The organism is Variovorax davisae, from assembly GCF_030316845.1.
GTDB lineage: Bacteria > Pseudomonadota > Gammaproteobacteria > Burkholderiales > Burkholderiaceae_C > Variovorax > Variovorax davisae.
Genome location: NZ_JASZYS010000001.1, coordinates 734917 through 751275, shown reverse-complemented (window position 1 = coordinate 751275; position 16359 = coordinate 734917). Strand labels below are relative to the sequence as shown.

Sequence of the window (16359 nt, the reverse complement as noted above, 5' to 3'; positions counted from 1 at the left end):
CTCGAAAAGCTGATCGTCGCTCTGTGCTGCCTCGTGGGGTTGACATGGGTGGCGCTGATCTATTCCTTGCGGTCCCTGTTCTGAGCATCGCGCATTACTCGCTGCGGTAAATGCGCCGCCCTCGCAGGCCCGGCGCATCCCGATCCTCGCCGAGAAGATCCTCAATCCGGTAGCCCTTGTCGCGCAGGCGCGCGGCGCACTTTGCGAGCGCCTCGGCTTCGACTTGGCGCACACGCTCGCGGGATATGCCCAAGAGCCGGCCGCACTCATCGAGCGTCAGCGGCTCGCAGGCGAACAGGCGCGGGAAGCTCACGCCCGGCGCGGCGCGCCCCTTCGAGACCCTCATGATGAGCCGGCTTTCCGCTGCGCCGCCCGTGCGAGCGTCCGCTTCGCGGCCTCTAGGCGCCCGGCCTCAAGCTGTACGCGGGCGAGCCTTTCCAGATCGAGGGCGCGCGGGCTCGGCTGCTGCTGGCGCTCGGCGCGCCCGGGTCGGTTGCGGCTGGTCATGGTCAGCGCTCCCCTCCGAGGCCGGGAGCACCGTCGCCGATGTTGCTGATTGCTCGCGCTTGGCTCGGCGCGGAAACTCGAAGCCTTCGACCTCGGGCAGGAGGCTCGTCGCCTTGAACAAATCGACGGCCACGCCGCGTGCGATAAGCGCCTGCGCGATGCAGCGCTCGGCCTGCACGTAGCCGACTTGGCCGCCGACCTCCGCGACATTCCTGCGATACACCCACAGCGTGACGCAATCGACGGGCGGCATTGTCAAGCCTTCGTGATGTAGCCGGCAGCGGCGGGGCCGGGCGGCAATGAGCGCGAGGCCGACTGCTTGCTCGCGGCCTTCGGATTGGAGTGCAGCGCCTGCTGCTCTAGCTCGGCCTTCAAAAGCTCGGCCGCGAGATCGAGGCCGAGCCGACGCCCGTAGGCGAGCAAGGCCTTCTCGTCGTGCCCGAGGCTGCTGCGCATTGTGGTCATAGCTGGAGCGCCGCGCGCGCCCTCGCGATCGTCTCGGCGCGCCCGGCCGGCGTACCCCTGATCTTCGATTCAAGCGCCTCGATCCGCGCATCCCTCGCGGCGAGTTCGCGCCCGAGCACGCTGCCCAAGGTATCGAGCAGGCGCGATCCGGTCAGGCGATCCAATGCCGCGCGCTGCGCGGGCGTCAGCGGCTTGGTCGTCGCGATGGGAGCCCCGCGCACGATGGCCTCCCGAGCGCGCACGATGGCCCGCTGAGCGCGCGAAAGCACCTCGGCATGACGTTGGGATCGGCCTGCCCTTGCGCGCACTCCTGCGGGCGCTGAGGGGCGCTGTGCCAGCAACAGCGCGATATCAAGCCTGCGCGTGCGCTCGCGGCCGACGACATAGAAGCCGGCGCGGTCCCGTTGCAGGGAGGCGGCATGCGGCGCGAGATCGGCGGTGAGGTAGCTCACGATCACGCTCACCGATGCGAAGGCTCGAAGCCGAACGTGCTGCGGCTGCCGGTCGAGTAGATGGCGGGCGGCTCGAAGGGTGCGTCGAGCGCCGCCACCACAGCGGCGGCGAGCGCCTCGGGCGGATCTCCGCGCAAAACGGCGGCCCGCGCGGCCTCGGCGCAGCGCCCGGCGGCGGCCTCGCGCCGCGCCGTCTCCTGCATCGCGAGCGCGTTGCGATGCATCTCGCGAGCGACGATGTCGGCCGCGCCGGGATCGTCCTCGCTGTCGCCCCAGACAAGGGCGCTCATCTGTCGGGTCTCAGGCATGGTGGATAGCTCCTTTGCGAACGGGCGGGAAGAGTGCGCGCAAGGCGGCGGCGATGCGCCCGCGCAGCTTGAGAGCCGGCGGCGCGGGATCGGCGAGCAATGCCCGCAGAGCGGCCGGAGCGAGCGAGCCTTCGAGCACGCGATCTCGCACGAGCCCGGCCAATTGCTCGGCTTCCTGCCGGCGGCGCTGCTCGACGTGCCACGCCTGCATGCACAGCGCGATCTCTGCGGCGGCTGCTTGGTTGACGGCCGGGCCGTTCTGGCCCCAGAAGGCGATGCGCAGCGAGGGCCGCTCGTACAGCGGTGCGGGCGCTTCCATGGATTAGATCCTTTCGCGGCCAGCGGCGCACGATGCGCCGAGAACAACTTGCGAAGCCTCTGCTTCGGAGGCAATCAGAAGCCGTTGCGCGATCATCGCGCAAAATCGCTGAGTTCGAAAGTCCGCTTGGCAGCGGCCCGGGGCCTCTTTTTTTGGCCGAAAAATAATCCGCAATCGGGATGGGAGCTAGGTTTCAAGCGGCCGCTGTGAGCAAGCGCCTCTCCCCCCGCTCGAAGCGAGCCCCGGCGTGAGGGCCCCGAGGGACCGGCTACAGTCGGCCCCGAAACTCGATGTGCCATCCAACACCTCATGAACGCCACAACAACCTCGCCCTTAAGTGCAATCGTGGAACGCATCTATGGGATGCGGCCGACCACCCACCTTTTCCACTATGCAACCCTCGGGAACGTGAAGAACATCGTCGAAGGAAAGCAGCTTTGGGCGAGTGATATCCGCTACATGTCCGATGCGTCCGAACTGGATACTGCTGCGAGGCTGATTGCGAGCGTCTCCGCCAACATGTTGCATGCTGGTTTGATTCAGGATGCTGAGGTGCTGCACCAATTCGCGGTTTGGGTTGGTCACCGTTTCAAGAACGGGCATGCACTGTTCGCAGCGTGCTTTAGCGAACGAGGTAACTTGCTGAGCCAGTGGCGGGGTTACTGCCCAGCGGGCAATGGGTACAGCCTAGGGTTCGACCCCAATGACTTGGCGGAGGTTGCAAAGGCGCAGCGCTTTTCGCTCGTCCGATGCATCTACGATCGGGACGAACAACGAAGGGTTCTCGAAGAAGTGGTGGCCGCTGTCGCGAAGCACGCCAGAGCAGCTGGCGGGACGGACGCCGAGCGTCACTCGGACAATCGGTTTTACCCCGCCTTCGAATCGATGGAATCCGACCTGCTAAAAGTTGCTGCCGCGTTGAAGCATGGGGCTTTCTTCGAAGAACAGGAGTGGCGGGTCGTGTCTGAGGATGTGGCTCGGACCAATCTTCCCGAAGTTTTCCACAGACCCGGGACGTCAATGCTGATCCCCTACGTGGCCTTCAGGCTGCCAACCGCGCCGAACGGAAAGCTGCTTCTTCCGCATGTGTACGCCGGACCCACGCCCCACCCGAACCTCGCAATCGGTTCGCTGTCGGGCTTTCTGAGTTCCCGAGTTGAAGGTACGAGGCAAATAACGGCGGCGGACATACCGTATCGAACGTGGTGAACCCTTCAACTTGGCGACCGCCGACCGATCACGCGCGCATCAATCAGTTCGCGATCGCGTGCTTCCGCGACACCGCTGATGCAGACTACATCGCAGCCCGCGCTGCTATGCGCGCGCGGCTTGCGGGTCCATTCTTGTGGTCTGCGCTTCATTCGATCGAGAAGTACCTCAAGTGCATCCTGATGCTGAATCGACAAAGCACGATCGGGCTGAAGCACAAGATTGCGGAAGCGTTGGATCGCATCAACGCCTCGCTGCCATTCGCCATCCGGCTCGATCCCGCAGAGCAGGAATTCGTCGATCGCCTGGTGGAGTGGAACGGCGACCGTTACCTGCTGCAGTCGTACCATCTTTTTGACTCTGAGTTGCTTCGGCTTGATCGGCTCGTCTGGAAGCTGCGGCAGTATTGCCAACCGCTTGACGTCGTTCACTATGCCGATCCGCCGAGCCCGCAAGTGCTTGCAAGCAACATCAAAAGGATCGAAGCGGGAATGAGTGGCCCGGCTCAGGCCGGTCACGTGCCAGCCGGGAAACTTGAGCAAATTCTTGCCGACAGAAAGCATGCATCAAGAGATGCGTTGGTATGGGCGAACGCTTGGTACTGCGTGAAGCCGCGCACGAAGGTGTGGTTCACGCGAGGCTTTCAAGGCGTCAATTCCCCGCTGTGGCTGTATCCCGAACTTGCGGGTCAGGTCGCGCTGTGGATGGAGATTCCGAAGAGCGTGCTCGAAGGCGCCCGCCAGCTCGTCGATCGGCGAAAGCGCACGGGCGAGAAACCTTGAGTGTTCAATCCTTCTCCCAATGGCCTGACAACCGTTTTGGCGCTGCGCTCGCATCGGATCGTTGCGCTCGCATCGCTCGCATCGCTCGCATTGGTCCCATGCAAGCGCAAGCACGTAGCGACAGCAAGGGCCGATTCCGCCTCGCCGCTTCGCCGCCGCCTCGCCATCGAAAACGGCGAAGCGGCGACCGCGCCGTAGAGGGGAAAGAGAGAGGCCGCCTCGCCGGCTCTCTTTTCCCTATAGGGCGGCGAGGCGGTGGCGGCGAGGCGGTGAAACCTCCCTTTTCGGCAAGGCGGCGTCATGGTTCGGCCCCGCTTCGCCGCCGGCTCGCCGCGCTTGCGGCGGTCGCCTTGGGCGGGGCGAGCTTCACATCGGCGGGGAGCGCCGCGCCGCGCCTGAGCGGATGCAGGTACGTCCGCGCGCCGTGCTCGGGCGGATGGGGCAGCATGCACTCCACGAGCAGGCCGGCATCGACCAGAGCGGAGACCACATCCCGGGCAGGCTGGCGGGCGACACCGAGGCGCGCCTGGAGCGCCGGCACGGCCGTCGCGCCGGTATGCCTCATGCCCTGCTCGAACTCGCTCAACAGCAGGTTCAGGCCCTGCTCGATGCGCCCTCTCAACGCATCGAGCGCATCAATGGGCTCAGCATCGCTCGCGAGGAATGGATCGCGCCCCTTGACCCGCTCGATGGCGTGGCCCTCGCGCTCAAAAAAGTAGTGCTCCGGCGGAGGCGCGGCATACTGGCAGCGCGCGACGGCCATCTCGAAGCCGTAGCGGGGCGGCGCCAGCGAGCGGCCGGTCAACTGAACCCACTGCTTCACGGAATCGGGGCGATGCATCACCCATTCCATTCGACAGCCATCGGGCAGCGCCGAGCCGTTGCGCGAGGCGTACATCGAGAAGTTGCGTTCCTTCGCCGGGTTCTGGCCGGTGTGATGGCTGAAAACCACGGCGCAATTCAACAGATCCCGAACGATGCGCCCGGACTCGACGATCCCCTGCTCGGAGTCATTCACGCGAGATTCGCCGGCCGCAAAAGAGATGGTGGGATCGAACATCACGACCACCACATCCTGATCGCGCGCCGCGTTTCCGATGATCGTCGGCAGTTCCGAGGGAACCACGAGGTTCTCCCTGACGGCCGAGAGCTTTGCTTTGCCGCCGGTCACATCGGAGATGCGAACGCGGTCGAGCACGATCCCGATCTCCTCCTCGCAGAGAGCCATCGCGCGGCAAATTTGGCGAATGGCGGCAACGACCACGTGTTTCGGGTCCTCGCCAGTCAGGAAAAGGGTCCGTCCGGGCTTGAGCACCGCATGCCCGAAGAACGCCCGCCCGAGCGCGATGCAGACAGCCATCGTCAAGAGCCAAACCGTCTTGCCGGTGCCGCCGCTGCCGATGAGCAGCGCGAGATCGGCCCACAGGAAGCCCTCGATGATCTCGTCGGGCGCCAGCTTGGCGCTCAGTAGCTCCTCCATCGAGATCGGCGCGGGAAACTTCCACTCGATGGGAGCAGTGGCGAGGCGGCCGGCTCTCGGCGACTGGTCGGGGAACACCACGCTGCGCTCGGCGGTGTCGTCGTAGCCGTTGAGCCCGATGCGGTGCGCTTCGACAGCATCGAGGGGCGCGGGCGGCGCGGGCAGCGCGCGAGCGGCATCCACTCGCGCCTGCGCCGCTTTCAGAGGATTGGTGCTGCGAGTCATCGGGCGATCCATTCATGAACGCGACAGAGGCGGTTCGCGCAGAGCAGCAGGCGCGCCCGGTCTGCGTCGGTGAGCGGGATGCCGTGCGCCATGTTGCCGGCGGCAATCGCCGCGAACGTGATTTCGAAGTCGCAGACGGCAAGCGCATCGCGGGCGCTGAAAGGCATCGGGTTCCTCGGCGCAGGCTTGCCGTCATCCGTCCATGCGCCCAACTGCTTGGCCGCTTCGATGAAGCCGATGCACTCGACGGCCATCAGATAGGCGACCACATCGCCGCCGCCGATCTCGCAGTTCATGCACTTGAAAGCGCCCGTGCGCACATTCACTCGCATGCAGTCGCGGCCGCCCCCATGGAACTCGCACGGGCCGCCGCTGCGCCAGAGCTTGCCGGGCAGCAGCTTGAGCCCGCGATGTTCCACGTAGAAAGCCGCCGGGTCGGGCAAGCGGCTGCGGTCGTAGCTCATCGCGCGCCCTCCGCCCCGACAACGGCCGCGAAGGCCCGCAGGGCGGCCAGATCGGCGCAGTAGCGGCTCAGCCCCCAGCGGGCGACGACAAAGCCGCCTGACGGCATCCTGGCCACCGTATGGCCGAGCAGCGCGAGATCCGCGCGCAGGCGGGCGAACTCGGCGGCGTCGCCGTCAGGACCGCTCATAACAGGTCCCCGAGCAACATCAGCCGACCCTGATGGCCGAGCGCGGCCGAAAACCCGCTCAGCGCTTCGCTCACCGCGCGGCGAATCGCCCCGTCCATTGCCTCGCGCTCAGCAGGCGTGGGCGGCCCGGGCGTCCAGTGAATCGTGAAGGCGCGCGGCCTCAGACTTGACCCGGCGTACTCGGCGGCGAACCCAAGATCGACTACAAAAAGCCGATACCGGCCGAGCGCGAAGACGCGCTGGCGCTGAATTGGAATCACGGATGCAGTTGCCATGGAATTCTCCATGGCCGGTCGCCTGCCGCGCCCGGAACCGTTACCCTTCGGGTGTTTTCCGCGCCCCCGTGGAAAGCCCGAGGGCCGGCAGCGCGCAACCGCTACCGGCCTTTTTTTACGTTGCTGGCGATGCCTTGCGCCCATGCCCAGCAGGAGCACTAACCCGGCGCAGGGCCTGCGCCTGCCGCGCACTGGCTGCGCCCGGGGTTTCGGCCGCCTTCCGGCGCGCGGCCGCAAAGGCGTCCAGCGCCGCAACGGAGTAATGGAGCGGCCTGCCGCCGCTGTGGGTCGGCCCGATCCCCTCGCACCGCCACTGCGCCAGCGTCTGCGGCCGGAGACCCAGATACGCAGCGGCTTGCGTTGTGTTGAGCAGGGTCATCGGCGGGAGGCCGGCGAACATTTCCGCGACGCGCCGACGCTGCTCGATTTCGGCCTGCATCTTGTCCAGATCGATTGCCATCGCAACTCTCCTTCGGCATCTGTTAACGCAATGCGTTTACATTGCGTTATGCCATGCTATCGCAATTTTCCTGGTCTATGTTAGAGTGCGCCTTGGCGGCATATGCAGCCATAAATTGCGATATCAGATGACCAACAGAGCAGGTACAAACCCGGATCCCAAGCCGCGAGCGAGCCGCAAGAAAAAGCCCATCGCTCAAGACGACGACCTCACGCCCGACGAGCGCCGGGCCATTCGCGCCGCAAAGCTCGGCGGCGCGGCGGAGACTGTCTCGATCCGCGTCGGCCCCCTGCTGCGAGAAGCTTCAGCGCTGGCCATGACGGCACACGGGCTTCCCTCCCTCTCCGAATACGTGAACTATTTGCTCGCGCGCGATTGCGTGAAGACGATGCTCCCGGATTTCCTTCCCTTTCCGGGTAGCCAGACGAATGCGCTGGATTTCGTGCTCGGCGAGTGGGCCGAGGATGCGAGGCGGCGCACGGTGAATCGCGCGCAGCTACTGCCAGAGCAGGCCATTCCTACCGGCGGGGAGCGCATGCAGGCGGACGCCCTGCGATCCTTTATGAAATCCGCTGCCGCGAAGGCCGGTAGGCCGCTCAGTCGCGAGCAGCTAGCCGACGCCGCCCTCGAAGAGTGGGACGCGATTCACGCGACGATTGGCCCGAAGCACATCGACCGCACTGCCCTCGCGGCCTGCGCGGCTCGCGCGGCCGAGAGCCTGCGCACGGCCCCGCTCTGGCCCGCCCAATTCGAAGAGTATCGGGCCGATGCAATGAAGGCGATGGAGGAGGCCGCAGCGAAAGGCGTACCGCCCGAGGCATTCCTCGATGCCTTAACCGCCGCGATTCGACAGGCAGCGAAAGAGATCGTGGGGAAAGATCGATGAAGAAAAACGCCGCCCTTTCAGTAAAGGCCCTCAAGGCGCTGGAGCCGGGCCAATCGCTCAGCGGCGAGGGCTTGACCATCGAGCGCCTGAAGTCGGGCGACCTGAGATTCAAGATCGCGACGCAGATCAACCGGGAGCGCGTCTCGCGCGCCATCGGCTTCGAGTCCGAGGGCTTCACGCTGGACGATGCCCGGGCCGTCCTGGCGAGCCTGCGCAGCCGGGCCCGGGAGGGCGCGCTGCAATTGCCAGTCGCGCGGAAAACCGGCCTCCTGCTCTCGGAACTGGCCGAGATCTACCTCGGGCGCCTTGAGGCGGGCGACGGCAAGAACGTAGGGATAAAGCGGGCGCACTTCGAGCTTCACCTGCTGCCGCATTTGGGCGCCCTCCCCGCCGCGAGCATCGATGAGCACGCATTCGGCGGCTATCGCAAGAAGCGGCGGGCCGAAAAGGTACTCCACCGCGAGCGGCTGACGACTGACGCGACCGTCAACCGCGAGCTTTCCACGCTGCGGCATGCGCTCAACTCGGGCGTTCGCTGGAAGCTGATACCGCCGCACGCCCTGGCCGCCAAGCCGACCAAGGAGGCGGACGGGACGCGCGGCGCCCTGAACGCGATCCAGACCGCCAAGCTGCTGGAAGCAGCCCGGCTCGATCCGGACGCCGACATTCACACGTTCGTGATGGTCGCGGCCAATACCTCGGCGCGGCTCTCGGAAGTCTTGCGCATCAAGGTGGGGGATATCGACTTCGACCGCTTGCGGATCTCGATCCATGAGGCGAAGGCGGGGGCGCGCGAGCAGCCGATGCCGCCCATCCTCGTCGAGCACCTGCAAGACCGGATCAAGCGCCGAGGCCTCAAGCGCACGGATTGGCTTTTCCCGAGCGCCCTCAAGCGCGATGGCACGCCGAAGTCAAAAGAGGGCCGGCGCATGTCCATCGCCAGCGTTTGGCCGCGCGTGATCAAGGCGGCCGGGCTGACCGAGGAGGAGATCGGGCACAAGCTGGTGCGCCATTCGTTAAGGCATACGGCAATCACCGCTTTCGTGAAGTCAGGCGCCGATCTCCAGGTGGTTCAGAAGATGAGCGGCCACAAGACGCTCTCGATGGTGATGCGTTACACGCACACAAGAGACGCGGAGATCGATCTCGCGATGGAGCGGATGCAGGCCCTCATGGCGGCGGGCAGCGCGGCGGCTGCAAGCCCTGCGCCGGCTGCGGCGGCAGCGTCGGAAACTGTCGCCGAGTGAAACATTACCCAAATCAGCGCCGGAGGCTTTCGCGCGCTACGTTTTTTGTAGCAAGGAATCCAATGTCCGCGCGGGGTATCTGGTAGGACGTACTGGATTCGAACCAGTGACCAACGGATTAAAAGTCCGCTGCTCTACCAACTGAGCTAACGTCCCGATACCCCTTTTCTCCGCCGGTGTCGAATCCGGCAAAGCCTGAAATTATAGCGTGTCATTTCGGGCGATTCGGTCGAGCACCCACCCTGCCGCACATTGCCCGAAGGTGGCCGTCACCGCCACCACCGATCCGTAGCCGTGGCAGTTGAGCGAACCGTCGCCCTCGATCGCGCAGGAGGCGTCCGGCGGTGCCACGCTCTCGCGGCTGAAGACGCAGGCGACGCCGATCTTGCGGCCTTCGCGCGGCGCTCCATGCGCCTTGCGCAGTCGCTGGCGAAGCTGCGCCAGCAAGGGGTCGTGCGTGACCAGGGCGAGGTCGTCGATCTCGACCCGGTGCGCCAGGCGCTTGCCGCCGGCGGCACCGACGGTGATGAAGCCTGCGCGGGCGCCGCGCGCCCATGCGGCCATCGCAAGCTTGGCCTTCACCTGGTCGCAGGCATCGAGAACCGCGGTCACCGGCCCGTTCGCGCCTTCGGCGCCGGCCAGCAGGGACTGCCAGTTGTCAGGCTCGACGAACTCGTCGATGGCCAGCACCCGGCAGGCCGGATTGATGTGGGCGATGCGATCGCGCATGGCCTCCACCTTGGCCTGGCCCACGGTCGAATCGAGCGCGTGGATCTGGCGGTTGATGTTGGATTCGGCGATGTGATCGAGGTCGACCAGGCTCAGCCGCCCGACCCCGCTGCGCGCCAACGCTTCGACGGCCCACGAGCCCACGCCGCCGATGCCCGCCACCAGCACGTGCGCCTCGCGAATCCGCGCCGCGCCGGTCACGCCGTACAAGCGCTCCAGCCCGCCGAAACGGCGGGCCAGGTCGGCGTCGTCGGCGGCGGCGACGGGGCTCTCGGTGCTCAAAGGGCTAGCGCAGGCGCGACAGCCGCTCGCGGCCAGCCTGCGCTGCCTCCGACTGCGGATAGGCCTTGGTCAGGTCCTCGAGCGTGCGGCGTGCGGCCTTCGTGTCTTTCAACTCGATCTGGCAGTTCGCGATCGACAGCACGGCCTCGGGGGCCTTGGCATGGTCCGGCGCCAGCGACAGCATCGACCTGAAATTGGCGATGGCTTCGTTGTAGTTGCGCGTCGCGTACTGCGCGTTGCCGAGCCAGAACAGCGCCGAGGCGTTGTAGCCGCTCTGCGGATAACGCTTCACGAAATCGGCGAACGCGGTCTGCGCCTGCGCGAACTGGCCGGCGCGGAAGATGCCGAGCGCCGCGTCGAAGTCGGCCTTCTCCTTCGGATCGGCGTTGAACTCGCGACCGTCGACGGCCACCTTCGACGGCTCGTTGCTCTTGGCCCGGGTGTCGGCGTCGGTCTGGCGCTGCTGAAGATCGGTGACGGTCTTCGTGAGCTGCTCGTTCTGGCCGGTCATGCGCGCCAGGTCGCCGCGCATCTGCTCGATCTGGTTCTGCAGATCGAGCATGCTGCGGCGCAACTGCGCGCTTTCCTCGCTTTGCCGCTGCTCGGCCTGCTGGCGCATGGTCTCGACCCGCTGGCGCAGGTCCAGGATGGCGCGCCGCGCCTCGTCGTCCTCGAACAGCGCGGCCTGCGCCCCCAGCGAAGCGCACAGCAACGCGGCTGCGAGGGCCGCGCCTCGCAAAGTAAGGCCGCGCATCATCAACGGTACGTGATCTCGGCGCGGCGGTTTTGCGCCCAGGCGTCCTCACCGCTGCCCTGGGCTGCCGGCTTTTCCTTGCCGAAGCTCACGGCTTCGATCTGGGCGTCGCTGACACCGACCAGGACCAGTGCCCGGCGCACGGCCTCGGAGCGCTTCTGGCCCAAGGCGAGGTTGTACTCGCGGCCGCCGCGTTCGTCGGTGTGTCCTTCGATCGACACGCGGCGGTTCGGATTGGCCTTCAGGAAGCGCGCGTGGCCGTCGATCAATTGCTGGAACTCGGGCTTGACCGTGTAGCTGTCGAAGTCGAAATAGATGATCCGTGCCACGCCGACCGGGCCTTGCGCGTTCTGCGCATTCGGGTCGATGGTGACCGGCGCCACGCCGCTGGCAGCGCCGCCGCCCTGGCCCGCAGCGCCGCGGTCCACCACCGGGGTGTCGTTCAGCTTGGTGCCGGACGAGCAGCCAGCGATCAGGGCCACGATGGCCAGCGAATAAATCGTACGTTTAAACATTCTTCGGACTCCTCAAGTTAATCATTGCTTTTGAAACGGACCCCAGTCCGGTTCCCGGATGTCTCCCGCCTGCCCCGCCAACCGCGCCTTGATCTTGCCGTCCAGGGTCGTGGTCATCAGCGCCTCGCGGCCCTGCAGCTTGGTGGCGTAGACGATCAATTTGCTGTTCGGCGCGAAACTCGGGCGCTCGTCGGCGGTGGTGTCGGTGATCGCCTGCACGTTGCCGGTCGCCAACTCCATCACGTGGAGTTTGAACGCCCCGCCGACGCGCGAGATGTAGGCCAACCACCGGCCATCGCCGCTGATCGACGGAGAAATGTTGTAGGTGCCGCTGAACGTGACCCGGGTCGGGTTGCCGCCGCCGGCGCCCATCTTGTAGATCTGCGGCGCACCGCCGCGGTCGCTGACGAAGTAGATCGTGCCGCCGTCGGCCGAGAACACCGGCTCGGTGTCGATGCTGTTGCTCTGCGTGAGACGGCGCGGCTCGCCGCCGCTGGACGAGATGGTGTAGAGCTGCGAGCCGCCGTCGCGGCTCAGGGTGACGGCCAGCGTGCTGCCGTCCGGCGCCCAGGCCGGCGCGCTGTTGGAGCCGCGGAAGTTGGCCACCAGCCGGCGCTGGCCGCTGGCGACGTTGTGGACGTACACCACCGGCTTGCGCGACTCGAAGGACACGTAGGCGAGCTGGCTGCCGTTGGACGACCAGCGCGGCGAAATGATCGGCTCGGGGCTGGCCAGCGCCGCCTGCGCGTTCTCGCCGTCGGCGTCGGCCACCCACAGCGTGTAGCGGGTGCCGCCCTTGGTGACGTAGGCGATGCGGGTCGAGAAGATGCCCTTCTCGCCCGTGAGCTTCTCGTAGATGTAGTCGGCGATGCGGTGCGAGGCCAGCCGCAGGTCGCCCTGGGGCACGGTGTAGCTCTGGCCGCCCAGGTCTTGCCCGCGCACCACGTCCCAGAGGCGGAAGCGGACGTCGAAGCGACCATCGGCCAAGCGCGTCACGCTGCCGACCGCGAGCGAATCGGCAGTGCGCTGGCGCCACAAGCTGAGGTCGGGGCGGGAGCTTTCATCGAGGGCCTGGCCGGACGCGTCGACGCCGCGGAACTGCCCGCTGCGCTCGAGGTCGGCCAGCACGATCGCCGAGATCTTCTGCGGCGAGGACTCCTCGCCCTTGAAGGGCGCGATCGCGATCGGCAACTGCGTCACGCCGACGCCCGAGACCTCGACCCGGAACTGGGCCAGGGCGGGAATCACGGGGGTGGCAGCGAGGGCCGCGACCAAGGCGCGGCGTGCGAAGAACGATGAAGAAGGGGTTGGGGGGAAGTCTTGCAACGGCTTTTTCATGCGGTTCGGAGAGGTTTCCGAGGTTTAAGTTTCTTGTCTCGGACAAAAACAGTGCACATGGTACATGTTGCGATGGCCCTCTCGTCACAAAACGTGTATGGAGGCGGCCGGGTCCTACAGGCTCCGGCCCGTAGAATGCGCCGCCATGCAGCCCTCCCCCGCCACCGATACGGTGCGCCTCCCCCTGACGCGACGACTCGCGCGCCTGATGACCTGGTTCGGCAGCTCGCGCCGCTGGTGGGCGCTGGGCATCGCGACCGCCGCGGTCGCCGCCCTCACCGAGCCCCTGCTGGCCGCGATGCTGAAGCCGCTCTTCGATCGCGGCTTCACGCGCGGACAGCTGGCGCTGTGGATCGTGCCGGTGGCGATCATCCTGCTTTTCCTGGTCCGCGGCGTGGCGCAGTTCATCTCGCAATATGCCCTTGCGCGCATCGCCAACGAAGGCATGCAGGGACTGCGGCGCATGCTGTTCCAGCGTCTGCTCGAGGCGGAACTGGCGCTGTTCTCGCGCCAGTCGGCCAGCACCCTGTCGAACACGGTGGTCTACGAGGTGCAGACCGGCGCCATGCTGCTGGTCCAGGCGCTGCTGAGCCTGTCGCGCGACGGCTTCGTGACGGTGGCGCTGCTGTGCTACCTGGTCTACCTGAACTGGAAGCTCACGCTGATCGTCGGCGTGATGGTGCCGGGCGTGGCCTGGATCATGAAGGTGCTGTCCAAGCGGCTCTACCACCTGACGCGCCTCGGCCAGCATGCCACCGACGAACTGGCCTACGTGGTCGAGGAGAACGTCCTGGCCCACAAGATGGTGCGGCTGCATCGCGCCGAAGCCAGCCAGAGCGAGCGCTTCGAGCGCCTGAGCCACAGCCTCAACCGGCTGGCCGTGAAGTCGACCATCGCCCAGGCCGCGATGACGCCGCTGACCCAGCTCTTCGCCGCCTTCGCGCTGTCGATCGTCGTCATGATCGCGCTCTGGCAGGCCGGAGAGAAGGGGCTGACGGTCGGCGGCTTCATCTCGTACGTGACGGCGATGCTGATGCTGATCGCGCCGATCCGGCGCCTCGCCGACATGGCCAATCCGATCACGCGCGGGCTGGCGGCGCTCGAGCGCGGCCTGGCGCTGATCGACGAGGTGCCCTCGGAAACGCAGGGCCGGTTCGTGCTCGAACGCGCGGCCGGCCACATCGAGCTGCGGCGCGTCTGCGTCAACTACCGCGGCGACGACGAGGCGCGCGCCCTCGACGGCGTCAGCCTGGCGATCGACCCCGGCGAGGTGATCGCCTTCGTCGGCCCCTCGGGCTCCGGCAAGACGACGCTGGTCAACCTGCTGCCGCGCTTCGTGCTGCCGAGCGCCGGCGAGGTGCTGCTCGACGGCCACGCGGTCGGCGAATGGCAGCTTGCCAGCCTGCGCTCGCAGTTCGCGATGGTCAGCCAGGACGTGGTGATGCTCAACGACAGCCTGGCCGCGAACGTGGCGCTCGGCGCCGCCATCGACCGCGAGCGTGTGCTCGAATGCGTCGCTGCCGCCAACCTGGCCGTCCACGTGGAAGGCCTGCCGCAGGGCATCGACACCGTGCTGGGCCACAACGCGACGCAGCTGTCGGGCGGCCAGCGGCAGCGCCTGGCGATCGCGCGCGCGCTCTACAAGAACGCGCCGATCCTGCTGCTCGACGAAGCCACGTCGGCGCTCGACACCGAGTCCGAGCGGCAGGTTCAGGAAGCGCTGCAGCGCCTCATGCAGGGCCGCACCACGCTGATCGTGGCCCACCGCCTGTCGACCATCCAGCACGCCGACCGCATCGTCGTGATGGAGCATGGCCGCATCGCCGAGCATGGCACGCACGAGCAGTTGATGGCGCTCGACGGCCTCTACGCGCGGCTGCAGACCAACGCCGTCCGTACGGCGCCGGCGGGCCAGCCGGCGATTCTCTGAACGCCGCTACAGCAGGACGATGTCGTACTGGCCCTGGCCCATGGCGGGCTCGGCCTGGAGCGAGATCGGCTTGCCGATGAAGTCGCTCAAGCCCGCCAAATGCTGGCTCTCTTCGTCGAGGAACAGTTCGATCACCTGCGGCGACGAGACGATGCGGAACTCGCGCGGCGTGAACTGCCGGGCCTCGCGCAGGATCTCCCGCAGCACGTCGTAGGCGACGCTGCGGGCGGTCTTCACGATGCCCTGCCCGTTGCAGGCCAGGCAGGGCTCGCACAGCATGTGGGCCAATGATTCGCGGGTGCGCTTGCGCGTCATCTCGACCAGGCCCAGCTGCGAGAAGCCGCCGGCCGTGGTCTTGACGCGGTCGCGCGCCAGCTGCTTGCGGAATTCGGCCAGCACCTGCTCGCGGTGGTCGTCGCGCGCCATGTCGATGAAGTCGACGATCACGATGCCGCCCAGGTTGCGCAGCCGCAGTTGCCGCGCGATCGCCTGCGCGGCCTCCAGGTTGGTCTTGAAGATGGTGTCGTCGAAGTTGCGCGCGCCGACGAAGCCGCCGGTGTTGACGTCGACCGTGGTCAGCGCCTCGGTCTGGTCGACCACCAGGTAGCCGCCCGACTTGAGGTCGACCCGGCGGCCCAGCGCCTTGGCGATCTCCTCGTCGATCGAATAGAGGTCGAAGATCGGCCGCTCGCCCTTGTACAGCTGGAGCTTGCCGGCCGCCTGCGGCATGAACTCGAGGCCGAACTTGAGCAGCGAGTCGAACTGCTCGCGCGAGTCGATGCGGATGGTCTGGGTGTCCTCGCTGGTCATGTCGCGCAGCACGCGCTGCAGCAGGCTCAGGTCCTGGTGCAGCAGCGACATCGGCGGCATGCGCGCCGACAGCTCGCGGATCCGGGTCCAGGTCTTGCGCAGGTAGGCGATGTCCTCGGCCAGTTCGGCGTCGCTCGAATCCTCGCCGTTGGTGCGCAGGATGAAGCCGCCGGTGTTGGCCGGCACCACGCCGCCGCTGTCGGCCGCGGCGGCGGCCTCGATCAGCGCCTGCATGCGGCCGCGCAGCGCATCGCGCAGGTCGGGCGGGATTTTCTGCGACACGCCGATGTGGTTGTCCTGCGGCAGGAAGACCAGCAGCCGCCCGGCGATGCTGATCTGGGTCGACAGCCGCGCGCCCTTGGTGCCGATCGGATCCTTGATGACCTGCACCAGCAGCGACTGGCCCTCGAACACCTGCTTCTCGATCGGCACCATGGCGCCGCCGTTGCGATGGTCGCGATCGGGCGCCTGGGTGCTCGGCCGCGAGCCCGGCGTGAACGGGGCGACGATGTCGGCCACGTGCAGGAAGGCGGTGCGGTCGAGCCCGATGTCGATGAAGGCCGACTGCATGCCCGGCAGCACCCGCGACACCTTGCCCAGGTAGATGTTGCCGACCAGCCCGCGCTCGAGGGTGCGCTCCACGTGGAGCTCCTGCACCGCGCCGTGCTCGACCAGCGCGACGCGGGTCTCCTGGGGGGACCAGTTGATCAGGATGTCTTGCATGTTTTCTAGTC

The 16359-nt window shown here is 66.9% G+C and carries 22 protein-coding genes and 1 tRNA gene; 6 read left to right on the top strand and 17 right to left on the bottom strand.

Annotation, left to right across the window (positions count from 1 at the left end; translation table 11 throughout):
- Nucleotides 1–94: 94 nt before the first annotated feature.
- The 6 genes from QTI33_RS03715 to QTI33_RS03690 form a co-directional block, all read right to left on the bottom strand.
- The gene (locus tag QTI33_RS03715; RefSeq protein ID WP_286504405.1) at nt 95–346 is read right to left on the bottom strand and encodes a sigma factor-like helix-turn-helix DNA-binding protein; all 252 of its coding nucleotides are present in this window, start codon (nt 344–346) and stop codon (nt 95–97) included.
- Nucleotides 347–412: 66 nt separating this feature from the next.
- Nucleotides 413–760 (bottom strand): hypothetical protein, encoded by a 348-nt coding sequence (locus tag QTI33_RS03710; protein WP_286504404.1) that lies wholly within the window; start codon nt 758–760, stop codon nt 413–415.
- Between the two features lie 2 nt (nt 761–762).
- Nucleotides 763–963 (bottom strand): hypothetical protein, encoded by a 201-nt coding sequence (locus QTI33_RS03705; RefSeq protein WP_286504403.1) that lies wholly within the window; start codon nt 961–963, stop codon nt 763–765.
- A 5-nt stretch (nt 964–968) separates the two neighbouring features.
- Entirely contained in the window at nt 969–1436 is a 468-nt protein-coding gene (locus QTI33_RS03700; RefSeq protein WP_286504402.1) for a hypothetical protein, read from the bottom strand.
- Complete coding sequence (locus tag QTI33_RS03695; RefSeq protein ID WP_286504401.1) at nt 1433–1714, bottom strand: hypothetical protein; 282 nt, start codon at nt 1712–1714, stop codon at nt 1433–1435. The genes QTI33_RS03700 and QTI33_RS03695 overlap by 4 nt, the downstream gene beginning before the upstream one ends.
- A 10-nt stretch (nt 1715–1724) precedes the next feature.
- Nucleotides 1725–2051, bottom strand: a complete 327-nt coding sequence (locus QTI33_RS03690; RefSeq protein ID WP_286504400.1) for a hypothetical protein — start codon at nt 2049–2051, stop codon at nt 1725–1727.
- A gap of 309 nt (nt 2052–2360) precedes the next feature.
- Between QTI33_RS03690 and QTI33_RS03685 the strand changes: the two genes are divergently transcribed.
- From QTI33_RS03685 to QTI33_RS03675, 3 genes are read left to right on the top strand one after another with little or no spacing between them, the layout of a single operon-like run.
- The gene (locus QTI33_RS03685) at nt 2361–3260 is read left to right on the top strand and encodes a DUF2971 domain-containing protein (RefSeq protein ID WP_286504399.1); all 900 of its coding nucleotides are present in this window, start codon (nt 2361–2363) and stop codon (nt 3258–3260) included.
- Nucleotides 3257–4042 (top strand): hypothetical protein, encoded by a 786-nt coding sequence (locus QTI33_RS03680; RefSeq protein ID WP_286504398.1) that lies wholly within the window; start codon nt 3257–3259, stop codon nt 4040–4042. The genes QTI33_RS03685 and QTI33_RS03680 overlap by 4 nt, the downstream gene beginning before the upstream one ends.
- On the top strand, nt 4043–4240 hold the full coding sequence (locus QTI33_RS03675) for a hypothetical protein (RefSeq protein WP_286504397.1): 198 nt from the start codon (nt 4043–4045) through the stop codon (nt 4238–4240).
- A gap of 100 nt (nt 4241–4340) precedes the next feature.
- Here the strand turns inward: QTI33_RS03675 and QTI33_RS03670 are convergent, their stop codons facing one another.
- From QTI33_RS03670 to QTI33_RS03650, 5 genes are all read right to left on the bottom strand, one after another.
- Nucleotides 4341–5747: an AAA family ATPase gene (locus QTI33_RS03670; protein WP_286504396.1), complete on the bottom strand. Its 1407-nt coding sequence runs from the start codon at nt 5745–5747 to the stop codon at nt 4341–4343.
- A complete protein-coding gene (locus tag QTI33_RS03665) occupies nt 5744–6211 on the bottom strand; it encodes a CHC2 zinc finger domain-containing protein (RefSeq protein WP_286504395.1) in 468 nt (155 codons plus the stop codon). Before QTI33_RS03665 ends, QTI33_RS03670 begins: the two co-directional genes overlap by 4 nt.
- Nucleotides 6208–6399: a hypothetical protein gene (locus QTI33_RS03660; RefSeq protein WP_286504394.1), complete on the bottom strand. Its 192-nt coding sequence runs from the start codon at nt 6397–6399 to the stop codon at nt 6208–6210. The genes QTI33_RS03665 and QTI33_RS03660 overlap by 4 nt, the downstream gene beginning before the upstream one ends.
- Nucleotides 6396–6674 (bottom strand): hypothetical protein, encoded by a 279-nt coding sequence (locus tag QTI33_RS03655; RefSeq protein ID WP_286504393.1) that lies wholly within the window; start codon nt 6672–6674, stop codon nt 6396–6398. The genes QTI33_RS03660 and QTI33_RS03655 overlap by 4 nt, the downstream gene beginning before the upstream one ends.
- 115 nt (nt 6675–6789) lie before the next feature.
- Entirely contained in the window at nt 6790–7134 is a 345-nt protein-coding gene (locus tag QTI33_RS03650) for a helix-turn-helix domain-containing protein (RefSeq protein WP_286504392.1), read from the bottom strand.
- A gap of 127 nt (nt 7135–7261) precedes the next feature.
- On the opposite strand from QTI33_RS03650, the gene QTI33_RS03645 reads away from it, so the two are divergent.
- Nucleotides 7262–8020: a hypothetical protein gene (locus QTI33_RS03645; RefSeq protein WP_286504391.1), complete on the top strand. Its 759-nt coding sequence runs from the start codon at nt 7262–7264 to the stop codon at nt 8018–8020.
- Entirely contained in the window at nt 8017–9267 is a 1251-nt protein-coding gene (locus tag QTI33_RS03640; RefSeq protein WP_286504390.1) for a tyrosine-type recombinase/integrase, read from the top strand. The genes QTI33_RS03645 and QTI33_RS03640 overlap by 4 nt, the downstream gene beginning before the upstream one ends.
- An 80-nt stretch (nt 9268–9347) precedes the next feature.
- Here the strand turns inward: QTI33_RS03640 and QTI33_RS03635 are convergent.
- The 5 genes from QTI33_RS03635 to tolB all read right to left on the bottom strand — a co-directional run bounded on the left by QTI33_RS03635 (nt 9348) and on the right by tolB (nt 12885).
- Nucleotides 9348–9423, bottom strand: a tRNA-Lys gene (locus QTI33_RS03635).
- A gap of 45 nt (nt 9424–9468) precedes the next feature.
- Nucleotides 9469–10278: a tRNA threonylcarbamoyladenosine dehydratase gene (locus QTI33_RS03630; protein WP_286504389.1), complete on the bottom strand. Its 810-nt coding sequence runs from the start codon at nt 10276–10278 to the stop codon at nt 9469–9471.
- A 4-nt stretch (nt 10279–10282) separates the two neighbouring features.
- Complete coding sequence (gene ybgF / locus QTI33_RS03625) at nt 10283–11032, bottom strand: tol-pal system protein YbgF (RefSeq protein WP_444814801.1); 750 nt, start codon at nt 11030–11032, stop codon at nt 10283–10285.
- A gap of 2 nt (nt 11033–11034) precedes the next feature.
- Nucleotides 11035–11547, bottom strand: coding sequence for a peptidoglycan-associated lipoprotein Pal (pal, locus tag QTI33_RS03620; RefSeq protein WP_286504387.1), 513 nt, complete (start codon nt 11545–11547; stop codon nt 11035–11037).
- A gap of 21 nt (nt 11548–11568) precedes the next feature.
- Nucleotides 11569–12885 (bottom strand): Tol-Pal system beta propeller repeat protein TolB, encoded by a 1317-nt coding sequence (gene tolB / locus QTI33_RS03615; protein ID WP_444814800.1) that lies wholly within the window; start codon nt 12883–12885, stop codon nt 11569–11571.
- A gap of 145 nt (nt 12886–13030) precedes the next feature.
- Here tolB and msbA point away from each other — a divergent pair, with 145 nt between their 5' ends.
- The gene (gene msbA, locus QTI33_RS03610; protein ID WP_286504385.1) at nt 13031–14815 is read left to right on the top strand and encodes a lipid A export permease/ATP-binding protein MsbA; all 1785 of its coding nucleotides are present in this window, start codon (nt 13031–13033) and stop codon (nt 14813–14815) included.
- 6 nt (nt 14816–14821) lie between these two features.
- Here msbA and rng read toward each other — a convergent pair whose 3' ends face one another.
- Nucleotides 14822–16348: a ribonuclease G gene (gene rng / locus QTI33_RS03605; RefSeq protein ID WP_286504384.1), complete on the bottom strand. Its 1527-nt coding sequence runs from the start codon at nt 16346–16348 to the stop codon at nt 14822–14824.
- Nucleotides 16349–16359: the final 11 nt, after the last annotated feature.